At 40.7% G+C, this 17,639-nt stretch carries 16 protein-coding genes; 14 read left to right on the top strand and 2 right to left on the bottom strand.

Features of this window, described 5'->3' with window-relative positions:
• Positions 1-212: 212 nt before the first annotated feature.
• From metG to IV67_RS00300, 7 genes are all read left to right on the top strand, one after another.
• Entirely contained in the window at positions 213-2,201 is a 1,989-nt protein-coding gene (gene metG, locus IV67_RS00330) for a methionine--tRNA ligase (protein WP_057785997.1), read from the top strand.
• Between the two features lie 73 nt (positions 2,202-2,274).
• On the top strand, positions 2,275-4,422 hold the full coding sequence (locus IV67_RS00325; RefSeq protein WP_057785995.1) for a cation:proton antiporter: 2,148 nt from the start codon (positions 2,275-2,277) through the stop codon (positions 4,420-4,422).
• Between the two features lie 141 nt (positions 4,423-4,563).
• Complete coding sequence (locus tag IV67_RS00320) at positions 4,564-5,367, top strand: TatD family hydrolase (RefSeq protein WP_057785993.1); 804 nt, start codon at positions 4,564-4,566, stop codon at positions 5,365-5,367.
• The gene (gene rnmV, locus IV67_RS00315) at positions 5,367-5,930 is read left to right on the top strand and encodes a ribonuclease M5 (RefSeq protein WP_057785991.1); all 564 of its coding nucleotides are present in this window, start codon (positions 5,367-5,369) and stop codon (positions 5,928-5,930) included. The genes IV67_RS00320 and rnmV overlap by 1 nt, the downstream gene beginning before the upstream one ends.
• On the top strand, positions 5,927-6,823 hold the full coding sequence (rsmA, locus tag IV67_RS00310; RefSeq protein WP_057785989.1) for a 16S rRNA (adenine(1518)-N(6)/adenine(1519)-N(6))-dimethyltransferase RsmA: 897 nt from the start codon (positions 5,927-5,929) through the stop codon (positions 6,821-6,823). Before rnmV ends, rsmA begins: the two co-directional genes overlap by 4 nt.
• A 79-nt stretch (positions 6,824-6,902) precedes the next feature.
• The gene (locus tag IV67_RS00305) at positions 6,903-8,270 is read left to right on the top strand and encodes a hemolysin family protein (RefSeq protein WP_057785988.1); all 1,368 of its coding nucleotides are present in this window, start codon (positions 6,903-6,905) and stop codon (positions 8,268-8,270) included.
• A gap of 41 nt (positions 8,271-8,311) precedes the next feature.
• On the top strand, positions 8,312-9,670 hold the full coding sequence (locus IV67_RS00300; RefSeq protein ID WP_057785986.1) for a hemolysin family protein: 1,359 nt from the start codon (positions 8,312-8,314) through the stop codon (positions 9,668-9,670).
• Positions 9,671-9,716: 46 nt separating this feature from the next.
• Here the strand turns inward: IV67_RS00300 and IV67_RS00295 are convergent, their stop codons facing one another.
• Positions 9,717-10,751, bottom strand: a complete 1,035-nt coding sequence (locus tag IV67_RS00295; RefSeq protein ID WP_057785984.1) for a branched-chain amino acid aminotransferase — start codon at positions 10,749-10,751, stop codon at positions 9,717-9,719.
• A 162-nt stretch (positions 10,752-10,913) separates the two neighbouring features.
• Positions 10,914-11,156: a Veg family protein gene (locus tag IV67_RS00290; protein WP_057785982.1), complete on the bottom strand. Its 243-nt coding sequence runs from the start codon at positions 11,154-11,156 to the stop codon at positions 10,914-10,916.
• 265 nt (positions 11,157-11,421) lie between these two features.
• Here IV67_RS00290 and IV67_RS00285 point away from each other — a divergent pair, with 265 nt between their 5' ends.
• The 7 genes from IV67_RS00285 to phnE (IV67_RS00255) all read left to right on the top strand — a co-directional run bounded on the left by IV67_RS00285 (position 11,422) and on the right by phnE (IV67_RS00255) (position 17,638).
• On the top strand, positions 11,422-11,913 hold the full coding sequence (locus IV67_RS00285) for a deaminase (RefSeq protein ID WP_057785980.1): 492 nt from the start codon (positions 11,422-11,424) through the stop codon (positions 11,911-11,913).
• A gap of 2 nt (positions 11,914-11,915) precedes the next feature.
• Entirely contained in the window at positions 11,916-12,872 is a 957-nt protein-coding gene (locus tag IV67_RS00280; protein ID WP_057785978.1) for a thymidylate synthase, read from the top strand.
• A 31-nt stretch (positions 12,873-12,903) separates the two neighbouring features.
• The gene (locus tag IV67_RS00275) at positions 12,904-14,016 is read left to right on the top strand and encodes an LCP family protein (protein ID WP_057785976.1); all 1,113 of its coding nucleotides are present in this window, start codon (positions 12,904-12,906) and stop codon (positions 14,014-14,016) included.
• 202 nt (positions 14,017-14,218) lie between these two features.
• A complete protein-coding gene (locus IV67_RS00270; RefSeq protein WP_057785974.1) occupies positions 14,219-15,154 on the top strand; it encodes a phosphate/phosphite/phosphonate ABC transporter substrate-binding protein in 936 nt (311 codons plus the stop codon).
• Positions 15,155-15,294: 140 nt separating this feature from the next.
• A complete protein-coding gene (gene phnC / locus IV67_RS00265; protein ID WP_057785972.1) occupies positions 15,295-16,065 on the top strand; it encodes a phosphonate ABC transporter ATP-binding protein in 771 nt (256 codons plus the stop codon).
• Positions 16,065-16,847, top strand: coding sequence for a phosphonate ABC transporter, permease protein PhnE (phnE, locus tag IV67_RS00260; RefSeq protein WP_057785970.1), 783 nt, complete (start codon positions 16,065-16,067; stop codon positions 16,845-16,847). The genes phnC and phnE (IV67_RS00260) overlap by 1 nt, the downstream gene beginning before the upstream one ends.
• Positions 16,847-17,638, top strand: a complete 792-nt coding sequence (gene phnE, locus IV67_RS00255) for a phosphonate ABC transporter, permease protein PhnE (RefSeq protein WP_057785968.1) — start codon at positions 16,847-16,849, stop codon at positions 17,636-17,638. The genes phnE (IV67_RS00260) and phnE (IV67_RS00255) overlap by 1 nt, the downstream gene beginning before the upstream one ends.
• The last annotated feature ends 1 nt before the right edge of the window (position 17,639 follow it).

The raw sequence follows: 17,639 nt of genomic DNA, 5'->3' as shown, positions 1-17,639 counted from the left end.
TCTCTTCCTGCGAGGATAGGACGTCGCAATGCAAACGAAAAGCTACCAGAAATGGTGGCTTTTTTGTTTCCAATTAAAAATAAAAAAAGATATATTTGTTCATCTATAACGCTAATTTATTGATATAATTGGAAATAAGATTTATAAGAAATAGTTCTATAAACTAAAATAAAGGCATCATACTCATTCGTATGGTGAAAGGTAAAGGATACATGACAGAAGCAAATACATTTTACATTACGACACCAATTTACTATCCATCTGGTAAACTACATATTGGAAATACCTATACAACGGTATTAGCTGATGCGGCAGCGCGTTACCACCGTTTGTTAGGAGATGATGTCTACTTCCTTACTGGAACTGATGAACACGGTTTGAAGATTGAACAAAAAGCTGAAAAATTGAACATGACACCACAAGAATATGTGGACGGCATGGCTGAACAAATCAAGGCTTTGTGGAAAGACTTGGATATTAGTAATGATGGCTTTATCCGTACAACGGATGAACAACACGAAGCCGCCATTCAAAAGATTTTCCAACGTTTCTTGGATCAAGGTGATATTTACAAGGGTAATTATGAAGGTTGGTACTCAGTCGATGACGAAGAGTACTTTACTGAATCACAATTAGCTGAAGTATATCGTGATGAAGATGGAAATGTGACTGGTGGTAAAGCACCTTCAGGGCATGAAGTTGAATTGGTTAAGGAAGAATCTTACTTCTTTAAGATGAGCAAGTACTCAGATTGGTTGATGAATTATTACGAAGAGAACCCTAACTTCGTAGAACCAAATTCACGTATGAATGAAATGGTTAAGAACTTTATCAAGCCAGGTTTGGAAGACCTTGCGGTAACACGTACAGCTTTCGAATGGGGTGTTCAAGTTCCTTCAGATCCAAAGCACGTTGTGTATGTTTGGATTGATGCGTTGTCAAACTATATTACGGCATTGGGTTATGGCAGTGACAACACAGAACTCTTTGATAAGTTCTGGCCTGCCAATGTGCAATTAGTTGGTAAGGAAATTGTACGTTTCCATACGATTTACTGGCCAATTATGTTGCACGCTTTGGGCTTGCCACAACCACAAAAGATTTTTGCGCACGGTTGGTTAACAATGCGTGATGGTAAGATGTCTAAGTCAAAGGGAAACGTTGTTTATCCTGATACTTTGGCTGAACGTTACGGCGTTGATGCGGTTCGTTACTACTTGCTTCGTGCAATGCCTGCTGGTAATGACGGCTTGTTTACACCTGAAGATTTCGTTGCAAAGTTGAATTATGATTTGGCAAACGACTTAGGGAACTTATTGAACCGTACCGTTGCAATGATTAACAAGTATGATGACGGAATTATTCCATCATTAGACTTAGGAACAACTGAATTTGATGCTGACTTGGAGCAAACTGCTGCAACAGTGATTGAAAACTACAATAAGTATATGGGTGAATTACACACATCAGATGCTTTAGCCGAAGTATGGAAGTTAATCTCACGTGCGAATAAGTATATTGATGAAACAACACCATGGACGATGGCTAAAGATCCTGAACAAGCTAATAACTTGAGTGATGTGATGGCACATTTGGCTGCATCATTACGTGTTGCTGCTATCTTGCTACAACCTATTTTGACAAAGACACCAAAGGCAATTTTTGAACAACTTGGTTTGACTGAATCAAACTTGCAAATTGCTGGACTAAGCTTTAATGACTTGCCAACAGGTGGACGTGTTGTTGAAAAGGGTCAGCCAATCTTCCCTCGTGTGGATGTTGAAGCTGAAGTTGCCTACATTCGTGATGAAATGACTGGTGGCACAGCGCCAACTAAAGATGATAATAAGCCAGAAGACTTAGAGACTAAGCCAGAAATTGAATTTGATGATTTTGAAAAGGTTGATATTCGTGTCGCCCAAATTAAAGAAGTGACAGCTGTTGAGAAATCAAATAAGTTGTTGCGTTTCAAATTAGATGACGGTTCAAAAAATGGTCGTACAATTCTATCTGGTATGAAGAAGTTCTATCCAGAATATGAAGCGCTAGTTGGTAAGAAGATTGCCTTTATTGCTAACTTAAAGCCACGTAAGATGATGGGAGAGTACTCAGAAGGTATGATTCTATCAGCTGAAAAGGATGATCAAGTAACGTTGACTTTCCTACCTGATTCAATCGAACCAGGTGCTGACTTAGGTTAATCAATCACTAAGGGACTCAATCATTAATTGGGTCCCTTAATCTATGTCATCATTTACCCCTCAGGAGGCATATATGAATTATCTAGTTGTTATTTTGGTGATAATGATTGCGATTATTATTGCTAATTTTCTTTCACAACTGGTTCCAAAAGTCCCCAAAGCTTTTTGGCAAATTCTAGCTGGAATTATTTTAGCGTTAATTCCAGGTACCTTAAGTCAAATTCATCTGGAACCAGATTTATTTTTGATGTTAATTATTGCACCTTTATTGTTTTATGAAGGACAGCATACACAAGCACGGTTGATTTCTAAAAACTTTTCAGCGATTATTCGTTTAGCTGGAATTTTAGCGATTGTAACAGTGGTCATGTTGGGATTTACTGAACAAGCCTTGTTGCATTGGGCTTTGCCTTTAGCAGTCGGATTGGCTGCGATTGTGATACCAACTGACGCAACAGCTTTAGATTCTGTAACGTCAACCGTTGAAATGCCGGCAGGGATTAAACGGGCCTTGAACTTGGAATCACTATTTAATGATGCGAGTGGTTTGGTGGTCTTGGAACTGGCATTGCTTTGGTTGAATACCGGTCACTTTTCATTCTTTGAAGGTTTCCGTCAATTCTTAGTGGCTGCCTTTGGTGGTGCAATTGTCGGATTGATTTTAGGGGCGTTACTTGTTTGGATCCGTCAAAACTTGTTGCGTTTCCAATTAGATGACAGTACCGCGCAAATTATGATTCAAATCATTAGTCCGGTTGCCATTTATTTGGTCGCTGAACACGTCTTCCATGTGTCAGGAATTATTGCGGTTGTTATGGCTGGAGTTGTTCATAATGAAGAACGTGCGCATATGCAGTTTATGTCAGCACAACTGAATAATTTAACAAATCAAGTTTGGGAAATGCTTTCTCAAGTCTTGAACGGAATTGTGTTCGTATTGCTAGGACTTGAGTTGGTTCGTGTTGTTGAAATCTTTGTGGATACAACGGGAACTGATTGGTTAGCAATGGTTGGAATGGGAATTCTCATTTATGTCGTTATGTTAGTTATTCGTTATCTATCAATGATCTTCTCACAAAAGGAAGATGTCGAACGCTTTATTGATCCTGGTCAAAAGCAAAAAGACGCGTTGGTCTTTGCGGTCGGTGGTGTGCATGGAGCGATGACAATGGCGATGGCCTTATCATTGCCTTATGTTTTGAACAATGGAAAGGCATTCCCATTCCGTAATAATATTTTGCTGATTGCGTCAGTTGTGATTATCTTGAGTTTGGTAATGCCATTGCTTGTTTTGCCTCGTTTGTTACCAGCAGCTAAGGCTGAATTTGATACGGCCGATTTTGACAAGGCGCATCTTGAAATGGTTAACTTAGGAATCCGAGAGGTTGAACAATCTCAAGCGGATCCTAAGACCAAGACGCAAGTCACACGCCAGTTGCAAGGCCAATTAGGCTATGGTGATGAACAGCTGGATCCAAAAATTATGGCTGAAGCATCTAATCGTATGACGCGGGTCATGAATGATGCGGTTGAAGATGCGATGGATACTGATCAATTATCAAATGATGCGGGGATGTTCTATCAACGTCTATCAAATAATTCAAGAAGCTTTGGTTGGGGTGGTACCAAGCATCGTTTCCGTGTTTATTGGCATACGTTTGAGCAACGTTGGATGCATCTAGTTGATCGCCACGTTTCAGAAGGGCGTCGTAAGAAGCGTCAACAGCAGCGTGCTGATAAGTATATGCGTCATGAAGAAAAGCATCTACAGAATCTACCAGAAGATAAACAAGCGCTTATCAAAGAGCGGATGGCAGAACGTCAAAAGATGCTTGATATTAAGTCTTCAGGTAAGCCAAGTGATTTACATCAATACAAGAAGCGCCAGCGCGAACGTTGGTCAGCTGCAGCCCAAGAGATTCAGGCAGTTACTGGACCAGCCGTTGATGCCGACATTCAATCATTAGAAGCTTCTGGTGAGAATCCTCGTTTAGTTGTTGCCATGCGTAATATTCAAGTGCGTCAACAAAATGTGGTGGAGAACTCAGTTGGTTCAAATATGGCTTCGCAAGAAGTGATGATGAATGCCTTGCAAGCTGAATTACAATACATCCAAGATGGCCGGACAAAGGGCGCATTAACACCCGCTTTGTCAAAGGCTTTGTACGACGAAGTGAACGCCGCACAAGCTTTGGTTTTGGCCATCGAAGAAGAGGAATAAACATTTCATTTCCAAATCTGCAAATAGGCTCGCTAATTCTAAAATTAGCGGGCTGTTTTTGTGGATAAAGCTTAAGCAAAGCGGATTTATTTGTTATGATAGTGTTATCTATAACTGTAATTAAAATAAATGAGGTAGAATATGGCAATTTATGATCCATCGAAGCGTCCAACGGATGCTTACGATACACACACCCATTTGAATGAAGATGAATTTATGGAAGACGTGCCAGCTTATTGGGCGCGTGCGCGTGAATATCGCATTATGGAAATGAACGTGGTTGGCTATAACCACCTTGGTAATGCGCGTGCCATTGAAATGGCCCATGAATTAGAAGGTATCCACGCAATTGTTGGTTTCCAACCAGAAGATGCGAAGGAATTTAATGATGCCGAATTAGCGATTTTGAAGGATCAAACAAATGACGATAAAGTTGTTGGTTTGGGTGAAATGGGCTTGGATTATTATTGGGATGAGAATCCAACGCCTGAAGTTCAAAAGGCCGTTTTCGGAGCGCAATTGGATTTGGCTCGTGAAAAGAACTTGCCAGTCACTGTGCATTCACGTGACGCCTTCGATGATGTATACAGCATGTTGCAAGAACACCATGTTGAAGAATTTGGGGGCGTGATGCACTCATTTTCAGGAGGTCCAGAAGAAGTTAAGCGCTTCGTCGACTTGGGCATGTATATTGGTTTTTCTGGAATGGTCACATTCAAGAAGTCTGACGATATTAAGGCGGCTTTAAAGGCCGTGCCTTTGGATCGGATTCTGGTTGAAACGGATGCACCATTCTTAGCGCCAACACCTATGCGTGGTAAGATGAATGAACCTATGTTCACGCACTTTACCCTTGAAAATATGGCAGAGCAATTAGACATGACTTATAACGAATTGGCAGATATTACGACGCAAAATGCCCATCGTTTGTGGCTTGAGCGCTAATGTCAAAAATTCAAGAAGTGCTTGTTGTGGAAGGTAAAGCAGATACACAAGCCATTCAGCATGCAGTGGATGCCGATACTTTAGAGACGAATGGGTCAGCTTTGAGTCCGTCGACTTTGGCAGCAATCAAGGCAGCGGCAGCGACCCGCGGCATCATTGTGTTTACCGACCCTGATTTCAATGGGGAACGTTTGCGTCAGCTGATTACGCAGGCCGTGCCAGATGCTAAGCATGCATTTTTAACCAAAGATGAAGCTGGGCGTCAAATTAAGCATCATAGTTTGGGCATTGAATATGCCGATTCAGCCACAATTCAGCACGCTTTGGCACAAGTTGTGACGGTTGCGACAAATGATACGCAATCGGATGTTACGCGCCAAGACTTAATTGAATTACACCTATTAGCTGGTCCACAAACAGGACAGTTACGCCAACAAGTGGCGGAGCGCTTGCAACTGGGCTATGTTAACGGTAAACAATTTTTAAAGCGCCTTCAGATGTTTGGAATTTCCAAAGCTGAGTTAATGGCGACAATTCAAGAGATTAAAGAGGAAAATGCATGACAGATGTACCTGATATTGCCACGCCCGTCCGGACTCAGGCAATTATGAATCAATTTGATATTAATACGAAAAAATCGTTGGGTCAGAACTTCCTAACGGATATTAATATCTTAAAAAATATTGTTGACGCTGGGGATGTTCAACCAACGGATAATGTGATTGAAATCGGACCTGGAATCGGGGCATTGACGGAGCAATTGGCACGTAATGCCAAGCAAGTTGTCGCTTTTGAAATTGATGATCGTTTGATTCCGGTGTTAGATCACACGATGGATCCCTACGATAATGTCAAAATCATCAATCAAGATATTCTAAAAGTTAATTTAGAAGAGACGATTCAAGCTGAATTTGATGATCCTGATGCGCCACTTAAATTAGTGGCTAACTTGCCATACTACATCACAACGCCAATCTTGATGCAGGTATTACAATCAAATGTGGTTTTTGATGCCATCGTTGTGATGATGCAAAAAGAAGTTGCGGATCGCTTGTCAGCTGAACCAGGGACTAAAGATTTTGGTGCCTTGACTTTGGCTGTCACGTACCGCATGAACGCTGACTTGGCCTTTAACGTGTCACGGACAGCGTTTGTTCCCAATCCTAATGTTGATTCAGCGATTATCGTGTTAACACCACGTGAACCACTTGAAGTCCAACCTAAGGATGAAAAGAAATTATTCCAACTATTCAAGGTTGGTTTTGCCATGCGTCGTAAGACATTGTGGAATAATCTAATTACCGCATTTGGTAAGACGGATGACATGAAAGCAAAGTTAACGACAGCTTTGGAAGCTGCAGAGATTAGCCCTAAAATTCGGGCTGAAAAGTTGACATTGGATGATTTCATTCGCCTTCACAATGCATTATTTGACGCCGGCGTGTATAGCGTCTAAAATGATGTAGGTAAGTCGACTTTTGTCGAGAAATAATACAAATAACATATATATTTTAAAAAATGAAAGAAGGTAGCTCATGGATTCCGGTCCGTCTATATTGATTAACGTCATTATCATATTTATTATTTTGGGATTGGCAGTATTGTTTACTTTAACTGAGTATTCATTGGTTAAAGCCCGCCCAAGTGCCCTAAAAGCCATTAAAGAAAAGCAAAAGAAACCATCAGCCAAGGTTGATGGTGCGCTTTATATGCTTGATCACTTAACTGAATATCTTTCAACTGCACAAGTTGGAATTACATTGACCTCACTTATTTTAGGTTGGTTAGGTGAAAGTTTTATTGCCGGTTTAATTATCAGCAGTGGCTTATTGCCAGCAGAATTTGCGCATAGTATTGCGTCAATTGCGGCTATTTTGATCTTTACCTTTATTCATGCTGTGTTTACTGATTTGGTCCCAAAGAATATTGCGATTGATGATCCAACAGGGGTGTTGTTGAAGATTGTGCGTCCAGTGATGTTCTTCCACGTTCTTTTCTACCCAATGATTTGGTTGTTTGATCGTACAGCTGCAGTTGTGACTGATTTACTAGGTTACAATTCACATCCAGATGAAGACATTTACTCGCAAGCTGAAATTGTGTCATTGTCACAAGATGCCGCGCAAGCTGGTGAAATTGATGAAGATGATTTGCGTTTCATGAAGCGTGCCTTTGAAATGAATGATAAGGTTGCCGCAGATATCATGATTGACCGAACACAATTGGCCGTAATTGATGTTACGCAAACAATTCGTGACGGTTTAAATATGTATTTGGAAACACAATACTCACGTATTCCAGTAGTTGCCAATAATGATAAAGATAAGATCTTAGGCTACATCTATTCTTATGATTTAGTACGCCAAGGTCGCATTGATATGGATGCACCTGTTCGAACAGTTTTGCGTAACTTGCCAAACATTCCTGAAGACCAACAAATTACAGATGTCCTACAAGAAATGATTGATCATCGTGTACCGATGGTTGTTGTTAAGGACGAGTATGGTGGAACTTCTGGAATCGTAACGGACAAGGATATCTACGAAGAACTATTCGGAACGGTGCGTGATGAAGTTGATGATACGATTGATAATTTGATTACCAAGATTCGTTCTGACGATGAAGGTAATATGCATTATGAAGTATCAGGTAAGTTAAACCTTAATGATTTTGAGCGTTATTTCCACGAAGATATTAGTTCATTTGAAGATTCTGAAAAGGTAACATTGACTGGTTATATGCTAGACAAGTTCCCTGATTTGGAAGTGAATGTACCTAATCAAGTGGCGAATTTTGAAATTACAGCATTAGACTATAAGGATGCTTATATTAATTACTTTGAAGTAACGGTTTATCCGTTGACAGAGGAAAATAGTGCTGAAGTTCGCATTGAAGAAGACTAAAACGTTAGTCTTTAACGCTTAAAAAGAAAGAGGGAAAACAATTGAGTAACGCACAACTATGGATGTCATTATTGATAATTATCCTGGTGTTAGTGTTTGCTGCAATCTTTGTGGCGGCTGAATTTGCTTTAGTTAAAGTTCGTAAAAGTACCTTGCGGGAAATGCAAGAAGATCGTGACAAGCCATCACGTAAAATTGATCGTACCATCTACATGGTGGAACATTTGAATGAGTATTTATCAACAACACAAGTGGGAATTACGCTATCAGGACTACTCCTTGGATTTATGGGGGAGTCAACCGTGGCCCATTTGTTGTTGAATATGGGGATTATTCAAAAAATGACTGGGCCAAGTTCGGGAGTGATTGCATCTGTAATTGCTTTGATTCTTTTGACCTATGTTGAAGTGGTCTTTACGGAATTGGTACCTAAAAATGTCTCAATTGAGTTCCCAGTTAAAATGGCTTTGGCCGTGTCGGGACCATTGCATTTCTTCCATTTGTTGTTCTACCCATTTGTGTGGTTGTTGAACATTTCAGCGAATGTGGTTACCCATATGATGGGGCTTAAGACTGCCTCTGAAGATGACGATGTGTATTCTGAAGCAGAAATTCTCAGTTTGTCACGTAATGCAGCGCGTCAAGGACAATTACAAGACGAAGACTATTTATTAATGCAACGTGCCTTTGAAATGAACGATAAGGATGTTGAAGATATCATGATTGACCGAACACAAATGGTCGTGATTGATATCAATACATCAATCAAAGACGCAGTGAAAGTATACTTTACATCAAAGTTTTCACGTTTGCCGGTTGTTGCCGACAACGATAAAGATAAAGTTTTAGGTTATATCTTTAATTATGATTTGATGCGCCAAGCCGCAGTCGATGACTCAGTTTCTGTTCGTAAAATTTTGCGTCAGATGCCAACTGTTCCGGAAAAGATGCCGATTCAAGATGCTCTGCAAGAAATGATTAAAAAGCGGACGCCGATGGTAGTCATTAAAGACGAATTTGGTGGGACTTCGGGAATCGTAACTGACAAAGACGTTTATGAAGAGCTCTTTGGAACAGTTCGTGATGAAGTTGATGATGTTGCGGATGATTTAGTTGAAAAATTAGGTTCAGATGATGCCGGAGTTATGCATTATCGTGTTTCTGGTAAGATGACCTTGTACGATTTTGAACGTTATTTCAAAACTGAAATTCGTGAGTTTGACCGTTCAGATATGGTTACGTTAACGGGTTACATGTTGGATGATAATCCAAATGCTCGTGCGGGTAGTGAAATGCAAGTTGGTCCATTTAAATTGACCGCTTTGCATTATAAGGATGCCTACATCAGTGATTTTGAAGTGATCCGTGTTCCAGAATCAAAGATTGAACCAACAACATAAAAAAACGCTTAGCTGGTAATGCCCAGTTAAGCGTTTTTTATTTGTTTTAGTTTAATGGGACATCAACGGCCCAACCCTCAGGTCCTGTTGCGTCACCGAATTGAATGCCCAATAGGCGATCGTACAATGCTTGCGTCTTTGGTCCAACTTCAGTTTCTGAATAGAAAACATGTTTGTTGCCATTGTGGGTGATTGAACCCACGGGTGAAATGACAGCAGCCGTTCCCATGGCCCCTGCTTCAGCAAATTGATCAAGATCATAAATACTGATTGTCGTTTCTTCTGTTACCATACCGGCTTCTTCTGCTAGCGCAAGTAATGAGTACTTCGTAATTGAAGGCAAAATTGACGGTGACTTAGGTGTTAGGAAGCGGTTGTCATGTGTGATACCAAAGAAGTTAGCTGATCCGAGTTCTTCAATGGTTTCATGTAAACGTGGGTCAAGGTACACGACGTCAGAATAGCCATCTGCATGGGCTTGTTGACCAGGTAACATTGATGCAGCATAGTTACCACCAACCTTAGCGCGACCAGTTCCACCGTGAGCAGCACGGTCATAGGGACTTGTCACATAAGCAGTCGGTGTTAGGCCACCCTTGTAGTAAGCACCAACAGGTGTGACATAAATCCCAAAGACAAATTCATCAGCAGGTTTCACACCAACAACTGGACCAGTCCCAATCAAATAAGGACGAATGTAGAGTGTGGCTCCTGAGCCATAAGGCGGTACAAAGTCTTGATTAGCTTTGACGACAGCCTGGACTGCCTCCACAAAGGTTTCTTCAGGGAAGGCTGGCATCAATAGACGTTCGGCTGATTGACGCATACGAGCAGCGTTTTGGTCGGGACGGAAAATGTTGACCCCACCATCTGAACGGCGATATGCCTTTAAACCTTCAAAAACTTGTTGGCCATAGTGAATTGCGGCTGCAGCTTCACTCATATTGATTGAGCTGTCTTCAGTAATTTCTCCGGCTTGCCATTGTCCATCGCGATAAATGGCGCGATAGCGATAAGGGAGATCGTGGTATTCAAAACCCAAGTCTTCCCAGTTGAAGTCAGATGGTTGTGCTTTTGTCATAAAGGGTACCTCTTTCTTAAGTTAATCTACTAGTATATTCAGCCTTAATTATTAGAATAAAATGATAAAAAAGTCAAGACCCTAAGATTATAAAGAAAATACAAAAAAACCTCATCACTGGTACTTAGTACGGATGAGGTTTAGTATAATAAACAAAAGCTTTTAATCTTGAATGTCAAAATCAAGTTCAATGTTTTCAGTTAGGACGTCAGTATAGCTAAATGACGCACGGTCGAATTCATGACCATCTTGTTGTAGGTCTAGGACAAAGACAGCAGGGAAAGTTTCACGGACAATGGCTTGATGTTCGATTGTACGATGACGACTTTCGTGCGTAACCAATGTAACGGCTTCTCCTAGATGGCTATCAAGTTTCTGTTTAATTTCTGCTAATGTTGCAGGCATAGAAACACTTCCTTTCGCGAGTCAAACCCGCAAGCTCTCGACAAATGAAATCGAGACAATGATTTGGCGTTGTTTTTATGTACAACAAGGCCTTTTATTATTTTACCATAATTTTTATAACATTGAAAGTTGTTTTTTATTAGTAATTTTTGTTATTTTTTTAACGAATGAGTCAAAAACGCATTTTAATAGGATTTGACTTAGGAAAGTCAAAGTCCAAATCCCCGTTTATTTAAATAAGCGTCAATGAAAAGTGAGGAAAATGATGGCTGAAACACGAGTTGAATGGCCTACTTATTTCATGTTACAAGCAGTAATGATGGCATCGCGTGGTACATGTACCCGTTTACAAGTCGGCGCAGTGGTTGTCAAAGATGGTCGGATTGTTGCCAGTGGGTATAATGGATCAGTTTCAGGAACGCCACATTGTGATGAGGTCGGCGACTTAATGGTTGATGGGCACTGTATTCGTGCCGTACATGCCGAACAAAATGCGCTGATACAAATGGCTAAGATGGGTATTTCGTCAGATGGGGCGGAAATCTATGTAACGGATTTTCCATGTGCTAAATGTACAATGTTGTTACTACAAGCGGGTATTAAAAAGATTAACTACCTACGTAACTATCGCAATGATGCCTTTGCGATGGAATTAATTGCCGAAAAACAGGTCGCCTTAGAACAGGTTGCCATTCATGCGGAAGATATTGAAAAAATGCATTTTGATCAATACATCAATGTTAGCGAGGAGAAATAGTTATGAGTCAGAATGAACAAGCGTATTTAGATACTTTACAAAACATTTTAGAAACTGGTGCGGTTAAGACTGACCGTACAGGGACTGGAACACATTCTGTCTTGGGACGCCAAATGCGTTTTGATATGGCGGAAGGGTTCCCCTTGCTTACAACAAAGCGAGTACCTTTTAAACTAATTAAGAGTGAGTTGTTGTGGTTCTTACAAGGAAACACGAATATTAAATTCTTGCTTGAGAACAATAATCATATCTGGGATGAGTGGGCCTTTAAAAATTGGATTGAGTCTGACGGATACGATGGACCTGATATGACTGATTTTGGACGTCGCGCCCTAGTTGATGAAGAATTTGCTGCTGCGTATGATGAACAACATCAAATTTTTGTGGATAAGATGCTAAGTGATGATGCCTTTGCTGCCGAATTTGGTGAGCTTGGTGATGTCTATGGTGCACAATGGCGTCATTGGAAGAAGGTTCAAGGTGGTTTTATTGACCAAATCCAAGATGTGATTGACCAAATTAAAGTGCATCCTGATTCACGTCGCTTAATTGTGACGGCTTGGAATCCTGAGGCGGTACCAACACAAGCGCTACCACCTTGCCATGCTTTATTCCAGTTTTATGTTGCAGATGGCAAGATTAGCTTACAATTGTACCAACGTTCAGCGGATATGTTCTTAGGTGTACCTTTCAATATCGCTTCGTACTCATTGCTTTTGCACATGGTAGCAGCCCAAACAGGTTATGAGGCCGGTGAATTTGTTCATACCTTGGGGGATGCCCATATTTACAATAACCATATTGAACAAGTTCAAGAACAATTATCACGACCAATGGCTGATTTGCCAGAACTTTGGTTAAATCCAGAAGTGACATCGATTTTTGATTACACAATGGATGATATTAAAATTAAGAATTACCATCCGGCTAAAACGATTAAGGCGCCGGTTGCAGTTTAAAATAGTATTACTCGGGGAGTGAAGATGAACAATGACAGATCCAGATAATAGAAGTGGGGGGCTAAAGTACATCAAGCGAGCTTATCGCGGGCGTAACATTATGTTAGTGCTTGTTGTCATTTTGGTTGGCTTGGGTGGTTTGTTTGGTTTCCGTGCATTGGGTAATGCACAAAAAGCAGTGAATAAATCATATGAGAGTGCTGGTTTTGAAAAAGCCCGTAATACTGACCAATTATTGAAGGAACGTAAACCTTTTTCCATTTTATTGATGGGAACTGATACGGGTGAATTAGGTCGTAAATATAAAGGTCGAACGGATTCAATGATGTTGGCTGTAGTTAATCCACAAAAACAGACGACCACATTGGTCTCTTTACCGCGCGATACCATCATTGCGCCAATTGGTTTTGAAAACCAATTTCCAGCTAAGTTAAATTCAGCTTATGAATTTGGTTCAGCGGAGACTTCCATGCAAACCGTGCAAGCTTGGCTCAATGTGCCTGTTGATTATTATGCTTTGGTAAATATGCGTGGACTGGAACAGGTGGTGAATGAACTAGGTGGGGTCAAAGTGACGTCACCGCTATCATTTAAGTACAACCCAGATACAGCGCATGAAGACGCGGGTAATTTATATGAATTTAAGAAGGGGTCATCTGATTTTACACATACTGGTAAAGATGGCAAGACTAAATCATATAGTAAAATGGATGGTGCTGCGGCATTAGCCTTTTCACGCATGCGTTACCAAGATCCAGAAGGCGATTATGGACGCCAAGCGCGTCAACGTTTGGTATTGGAAGGCATTGCCAGCAAGGGACTTTCTAATCCAGTTCGGTTAGCTGATCAAGGATTTTTATCAGCAATCAGTAAATCGGTAAAAACAGATTTGAGCTTCACTAATATCCAACAAATTAGTGGTAATTATTTACCAGCTGGGAAAAACATTAAGACAGATCATTTGGTTGGGAAATCTTATAATACCAAGAGTGGCTCTGCTGAGTATATTAGCAATGAAACGAAACAAGGTGTCACGGATAACTTACGTAAAGAATTAGATTTAGAGCCAGCTGAGACCGGCCCCCTTTATGGTGGCGCAGTTGATATGTATACGGCAGATAAACATGCTTTACCGGCACCTTAAAAAACTAAAAAAAATAAAGTTCGGGTTAGCTCCCGAACTTTTTTTATTTGGTTTATTATTAAAACGTTTAACCGCTAAAATGGAACAAAATTGTCATTGACTAACATATTGTTCGGATATTATACTTAAAGTAACCTTTAATTCAAAAAAGGGATTTACTTACTTTCGCAATAAGCGAGCAAATTTAAGGAGATAGGTTCTGATGTTAAAGAAAATGCTTTTAGGAACTGCTATGACCTTGGCAGCGACTGCAACAGCTGGGGTTGTCACATCAACTTCTGCTGATGCAGCCTCAAAAGTTGATATGAAGGAAGTTAACGTGCAATTCGTGCCTTCATCACAAGCTGACAAGATGGAAGCAAAGACTAAGCCACTTGAAAAGTTGTTGTCTAAGGAATTGGGTGGCGTGCCTGTCCATGTTTCTGTTTCAACAGACTACAATACTGTGGTTGAAGCAATGGGATCAAAGAAAGTGGACTTGGGATTCTTGCCACCTGACCCATATGTACACGCCAACGATAAGTATGGTGTAAAGCCACTTTTGCAATCAGAACGTTATGACATTAACGATAAAAAGGGTGATGGATCAAGTACAGATAAGTTAGTTGACTCATACCGTGCGATGGTTGTTGTTAAAGACGATTCAAAGATTAAAGATGTCAAGGATTTGAAGGGTAAGTCAATTGCCGTTCAAGGAACGACTTCTGACGCTGGATACATCTTCCCAATCGTTGATTTGAAGAAGGATGGCGTTAATGTTATCAAGGATTCAAAGCTCGTAACTGTTAAGGGTCATGACCAAGGAGTTATGTCAGTTTTGAACGGTGATACTGATGCCGCATTCATCTTTAACGATGCTCGTAATTTGGTAAAGAAAGACAATAAGGACGTCTTTAAGAAGACACGCGCACTTACATACACTGAAGAGATTCCAAATGATACAATCTCAGTTCGTAAGGGTGTCTCAAAGCACGATCAAGAAGCGCTAAAGAAGGCTTTGAAGACAGTGGCCAATGACGACAAAGAAGGTAAGAAGATTATGCATGATGTCTATACTTGGGAAGGTGTAACTGATACCAAGGATTCAAACTTCGATAAGGTTCGTGATTACCAAAAGAAGTTGGAAGACATTAAGTAATTTCAACTAGGTCAGTTAAAAATTTAAGGAGCTAATCCATTTAGATTAGTTCCTTTTTTCACGCTAAGGAAGTAAATCCTTTTAAAAGCGAAATTAAAAAAATGCCTCAATGGCAACACAGAAACGGAGTAGTGGCAACGATGGAAAGCCCAAAAGGAACAGTTAAGATTGATCACGTATCTAAGGTTTATAAAAACGGCACAGTGGGGCTAGATGATATTAATTTAGACATTAAAGCTGGTGAATTTGTCGTGGTAGTTGGTTTATCAGGAGCTGGTAAAAGTACATTGTTACGTGCGATTAATCGTTTGCACGATGTGACTGATGGTCATATTTTGATTGATGATGAAGACATTACCGAAGCAAAAGGGAAACAATTACGTATGATTCGTCGCAATATCGCGATGATTTTCCAAAACTTTAATCTGGTTAATCGTGTTTCTGTTGCACGGAATGTGTTTAATGGGCGCGTTGGCTACTATTCATCAATTAAAAGTGCTTTAGGCTTGTATTCAAAGGAAGATAAGCAACGTGCCGAGAATAATTTGGAACGCGTTAATATGCTAGACAAGTATTATACACGTGCTGATGAATTATCAGGGGGACAACAACAACGTGTCGCCATTGCCCGTGCGATGATGCAATCACCAACTGTCTTTTTGGCTGACGAACCAATTGCCTCACTTGATCCTAAGACAACTAAGATGGTTATGGATGATTTGAAGCGCTTGAATGAAGAATTAGGCATGACGGTTATCGTCAATTTGCACAGTGTGCCCCTAGCCCGTGAATACGCAAGCCGCATTATTGGTCTACGTGGTGGAAAGCTTGTGTATGATGAACCAATTCAAGCCGTCAAGGAATCTGATTTCTCGGAGATTTATGCTGAAGAAAGTGATGGAAAAGACTAATGAATGCAACTTTACCTGAGCGCGACTTTGCTCAAAAATGGCACCTAAAGGCCCTTTTTGCGATCATCCTAGTCGCAATTATTATCGCGGGTTCAGTGCAAAAAGTTGGGATTGAGACTGAATTCAGCTGGGACCAATTCTTTCAAATTTGGAAAGAAATGGCACACCCAGATTGGTCATATTTTCCAGTAATTGTGCAACCTATTTTGGAAACGGTCCAAATGGCCTTAGTGGGAACGTTATTTGGAACATTACTAGCCATTCCGTTTAGTTTAATGGCTTCAACGAATATTATGAAAAATAAGTTCGTTTTGAGTGTTGTCCGTTTCTTCTTGAATATTGTCCGTGCGGTTCCAGACATGTTGTTGGCTGCGGTTTTCGTGGCGATTGTCGGAATTGGACCAATGGCCGGTGTTGGTGCTTTAACGGTCTTTAGTTTTGGAATGATTTCAAAACTGTTTTATGAAGCTGTTGAAACAATTGATGAAGGACCAGTTGAAGCCTTGACTGCGGCTGGTGCCAATAGTGTGCAAACGATTATTTTTGCGGTGATTCCGCAAGTGACGAATCAATTCTTGAGTTACTTCTTGTACACACTTGAGATTAACGTGCGTGCGTCAACAGTGCTTGGTTACTTAGGAGCCGGTGGTGTTGGTCTATACCTAGACCAGACCCTTTCAATGTTCTTATACGACCGAACAGCCATTGTTATCTTAGGAATTTTGGCAGTTGTTGTTGTTGTTGATGGAATTTCAAATCACTTACGGGAGGCCTTAGCATAATGCAAAAAGTAAATAGAACGCTTTGGCAACGAATTAAGCCTTGGTTTATTACTCTTGTAGTTGTCTTAATCTATCTCTGGGCCTTCTCAGGAATTGATATGAGTTCAATTAAAGAGACTGCTGGCGAAGTGACCATGGCGATTTTGAATGGTTTGTTCCATCCAGATTGGGATTTTGTTTATATCGGTGATGGGGAAGACTTGATTAATGCCTTGGTCGAAACTTTGGCGATTGCCTTTTTGGGTACATTTATTTCCGCTTTCTTGACAATTCCATTCGCCTTTTTGGCGGCACATACGAAGCGTGGCTTTAGTGCCCACGCAACAATTGGTAAGTTCCTTTTGACGGTTATTCGTGTGTTCCCTGAAATTGTGCTAGCTTTGATGTTCATTAAGGCGGTTGGGCCTGGAGCCTATGCCGGTGTCCTTGCTGTGTCAGTGCACTCAATTGGTATGCTTGGAAAATTGTTTGGTGAATCAATTGAAGATATTGATCGCGGTCCGAACGAAGCGATTGTGGCAGCCGGAGGTTCAGCTGTTGATAGTTGGACGCTTGCAACCATCCCAGCTGTTTTGCCAGCCTTTATGAATTACACGTTGTATCGTTTTGAAATTGCGGTGCGTTCTGCCTCAATCCTTGGAATTGTTGGAGCCGGTGGAATTGGAGCGCCATTGATTTTCGCGCTACAAACACGTAATTGGTCACGAGTTGGAATTATCTTACTCGGAATTATTGTAATGGTGACGGTTATCGATTACCTTTCAGGTCAAATCCGTAAGCGTCTCGTTTAAA

The organism is Weissella minor (assembly GCF_001437425.1).
Classification (GTDB): Bacteria; Bacillota; Bacilli; order Lactobacillales; family Lactobacillaceae; genus Weissella; species Weissella minor.
The sequence above is the reverse complement of the archived record's forward strand: the minus strand, read 5'-3'. Positions and strand labels throughout refer to the sequence as shown.

Bases quoted from the DNA above. Each gene is read 5' to 3' on its own strand.
- metG (WP_057785997.1), top strand. From the start codon at position 213: ATGACAGAAGCAAATACATTTTACATTACGACACCAATTTACTATCCA.
- phnC (WP_057785972.1), top strand. From the start codon at position 15,295: ATGGAAAGCCCAAAAGGAACAGTTAAGATTGATCACGTATCTAAGGTT.
- IV67_RS00305 (WP_057785988.1), top strand. From the start codon at position 6,903: ATGGATTCCGGTCCGTCTATATTGATTAACGTCATTATCATATTTATT.
- phnE (WP_057785968.1), top strand. From the start codon at position 16,847: ATGCAAAAAGTAAATAGAACGCTTTGGCAACGAATTAAGCCTTGGTTT.
- IV67_RS00275 (WP_057785976.1), top strand. From the start codon at position 12,904: ATGACAGATCCAGATAATAGAAGTGGGGGGCTAAAGTACATCAAGCGA.
- rnmV (WP_057785991.1), top strand. From the start codon at position 5,367: ATGTCAAAAATTCAAGAAGTGCTTGTTGTGGAAGGTAAAGCAGATACA.
- rsmA (WP_057785989.1), top strand. From the start codon at position 5,927: ATGACAGATGTACCTGATATTGCCACGCCCGTCCGGACTCAGGCAATT.
- IV67_RS00270 (WP_057785974.1), top strand. From the start codon at position 14,219: ATGTTAAAGAAAATGCTTTTAGGAACTGCTATGACCTTGGCAGCGACT.
- phnE (WP_057785970.1), top strand. From the start codon at position 16,065: ATGAATGCAACTTTACCTGAGCGCGACTTTGCTCAAAAATGGCACCTA.
- IV67_RS00285 (WP_057785980.1), top strand. From the start codon at position 11,422: ATGGCTGAAACACGAGTTGAATGGCCTACTTATTTCATGTTACAAGCA.
- IV67_RS00325 (WP_057785995.1), top strand. From the start codon at position 2,275: ATGAATTATCTAGTTGTTATTTTGGTGATAATGATTGCGATTATTATT.
- IV67_RS00290 (WP_057785982.1), bottom strand. From the start codon at position 11,156: ATGCCTGCAACATTAGCAGAAATTAAACAGAAACTTGATAGCCATCTA.
- IV67_RS00320 (WP_057785993.1), top strand. From the start codon at position 4,564: ATGGCAATTTATGATCCATCGAAGCGTCCAACGGATGCTTACGATACA.
- IV67_RS00280 (WP_057785978.1), top strand. From the start codon at position 11,916: ATGAGTCAGAATGAACAAGCGTATTTAGATACTTTACAAAACATTTTA.
- IV67_RS00295 (WP_057785984.1), bottom strand. From the start codon at position 10,751: ATGACAAAAGCACAACCATCTGACTTCAACTGGGAAGACTTGGGTTTT.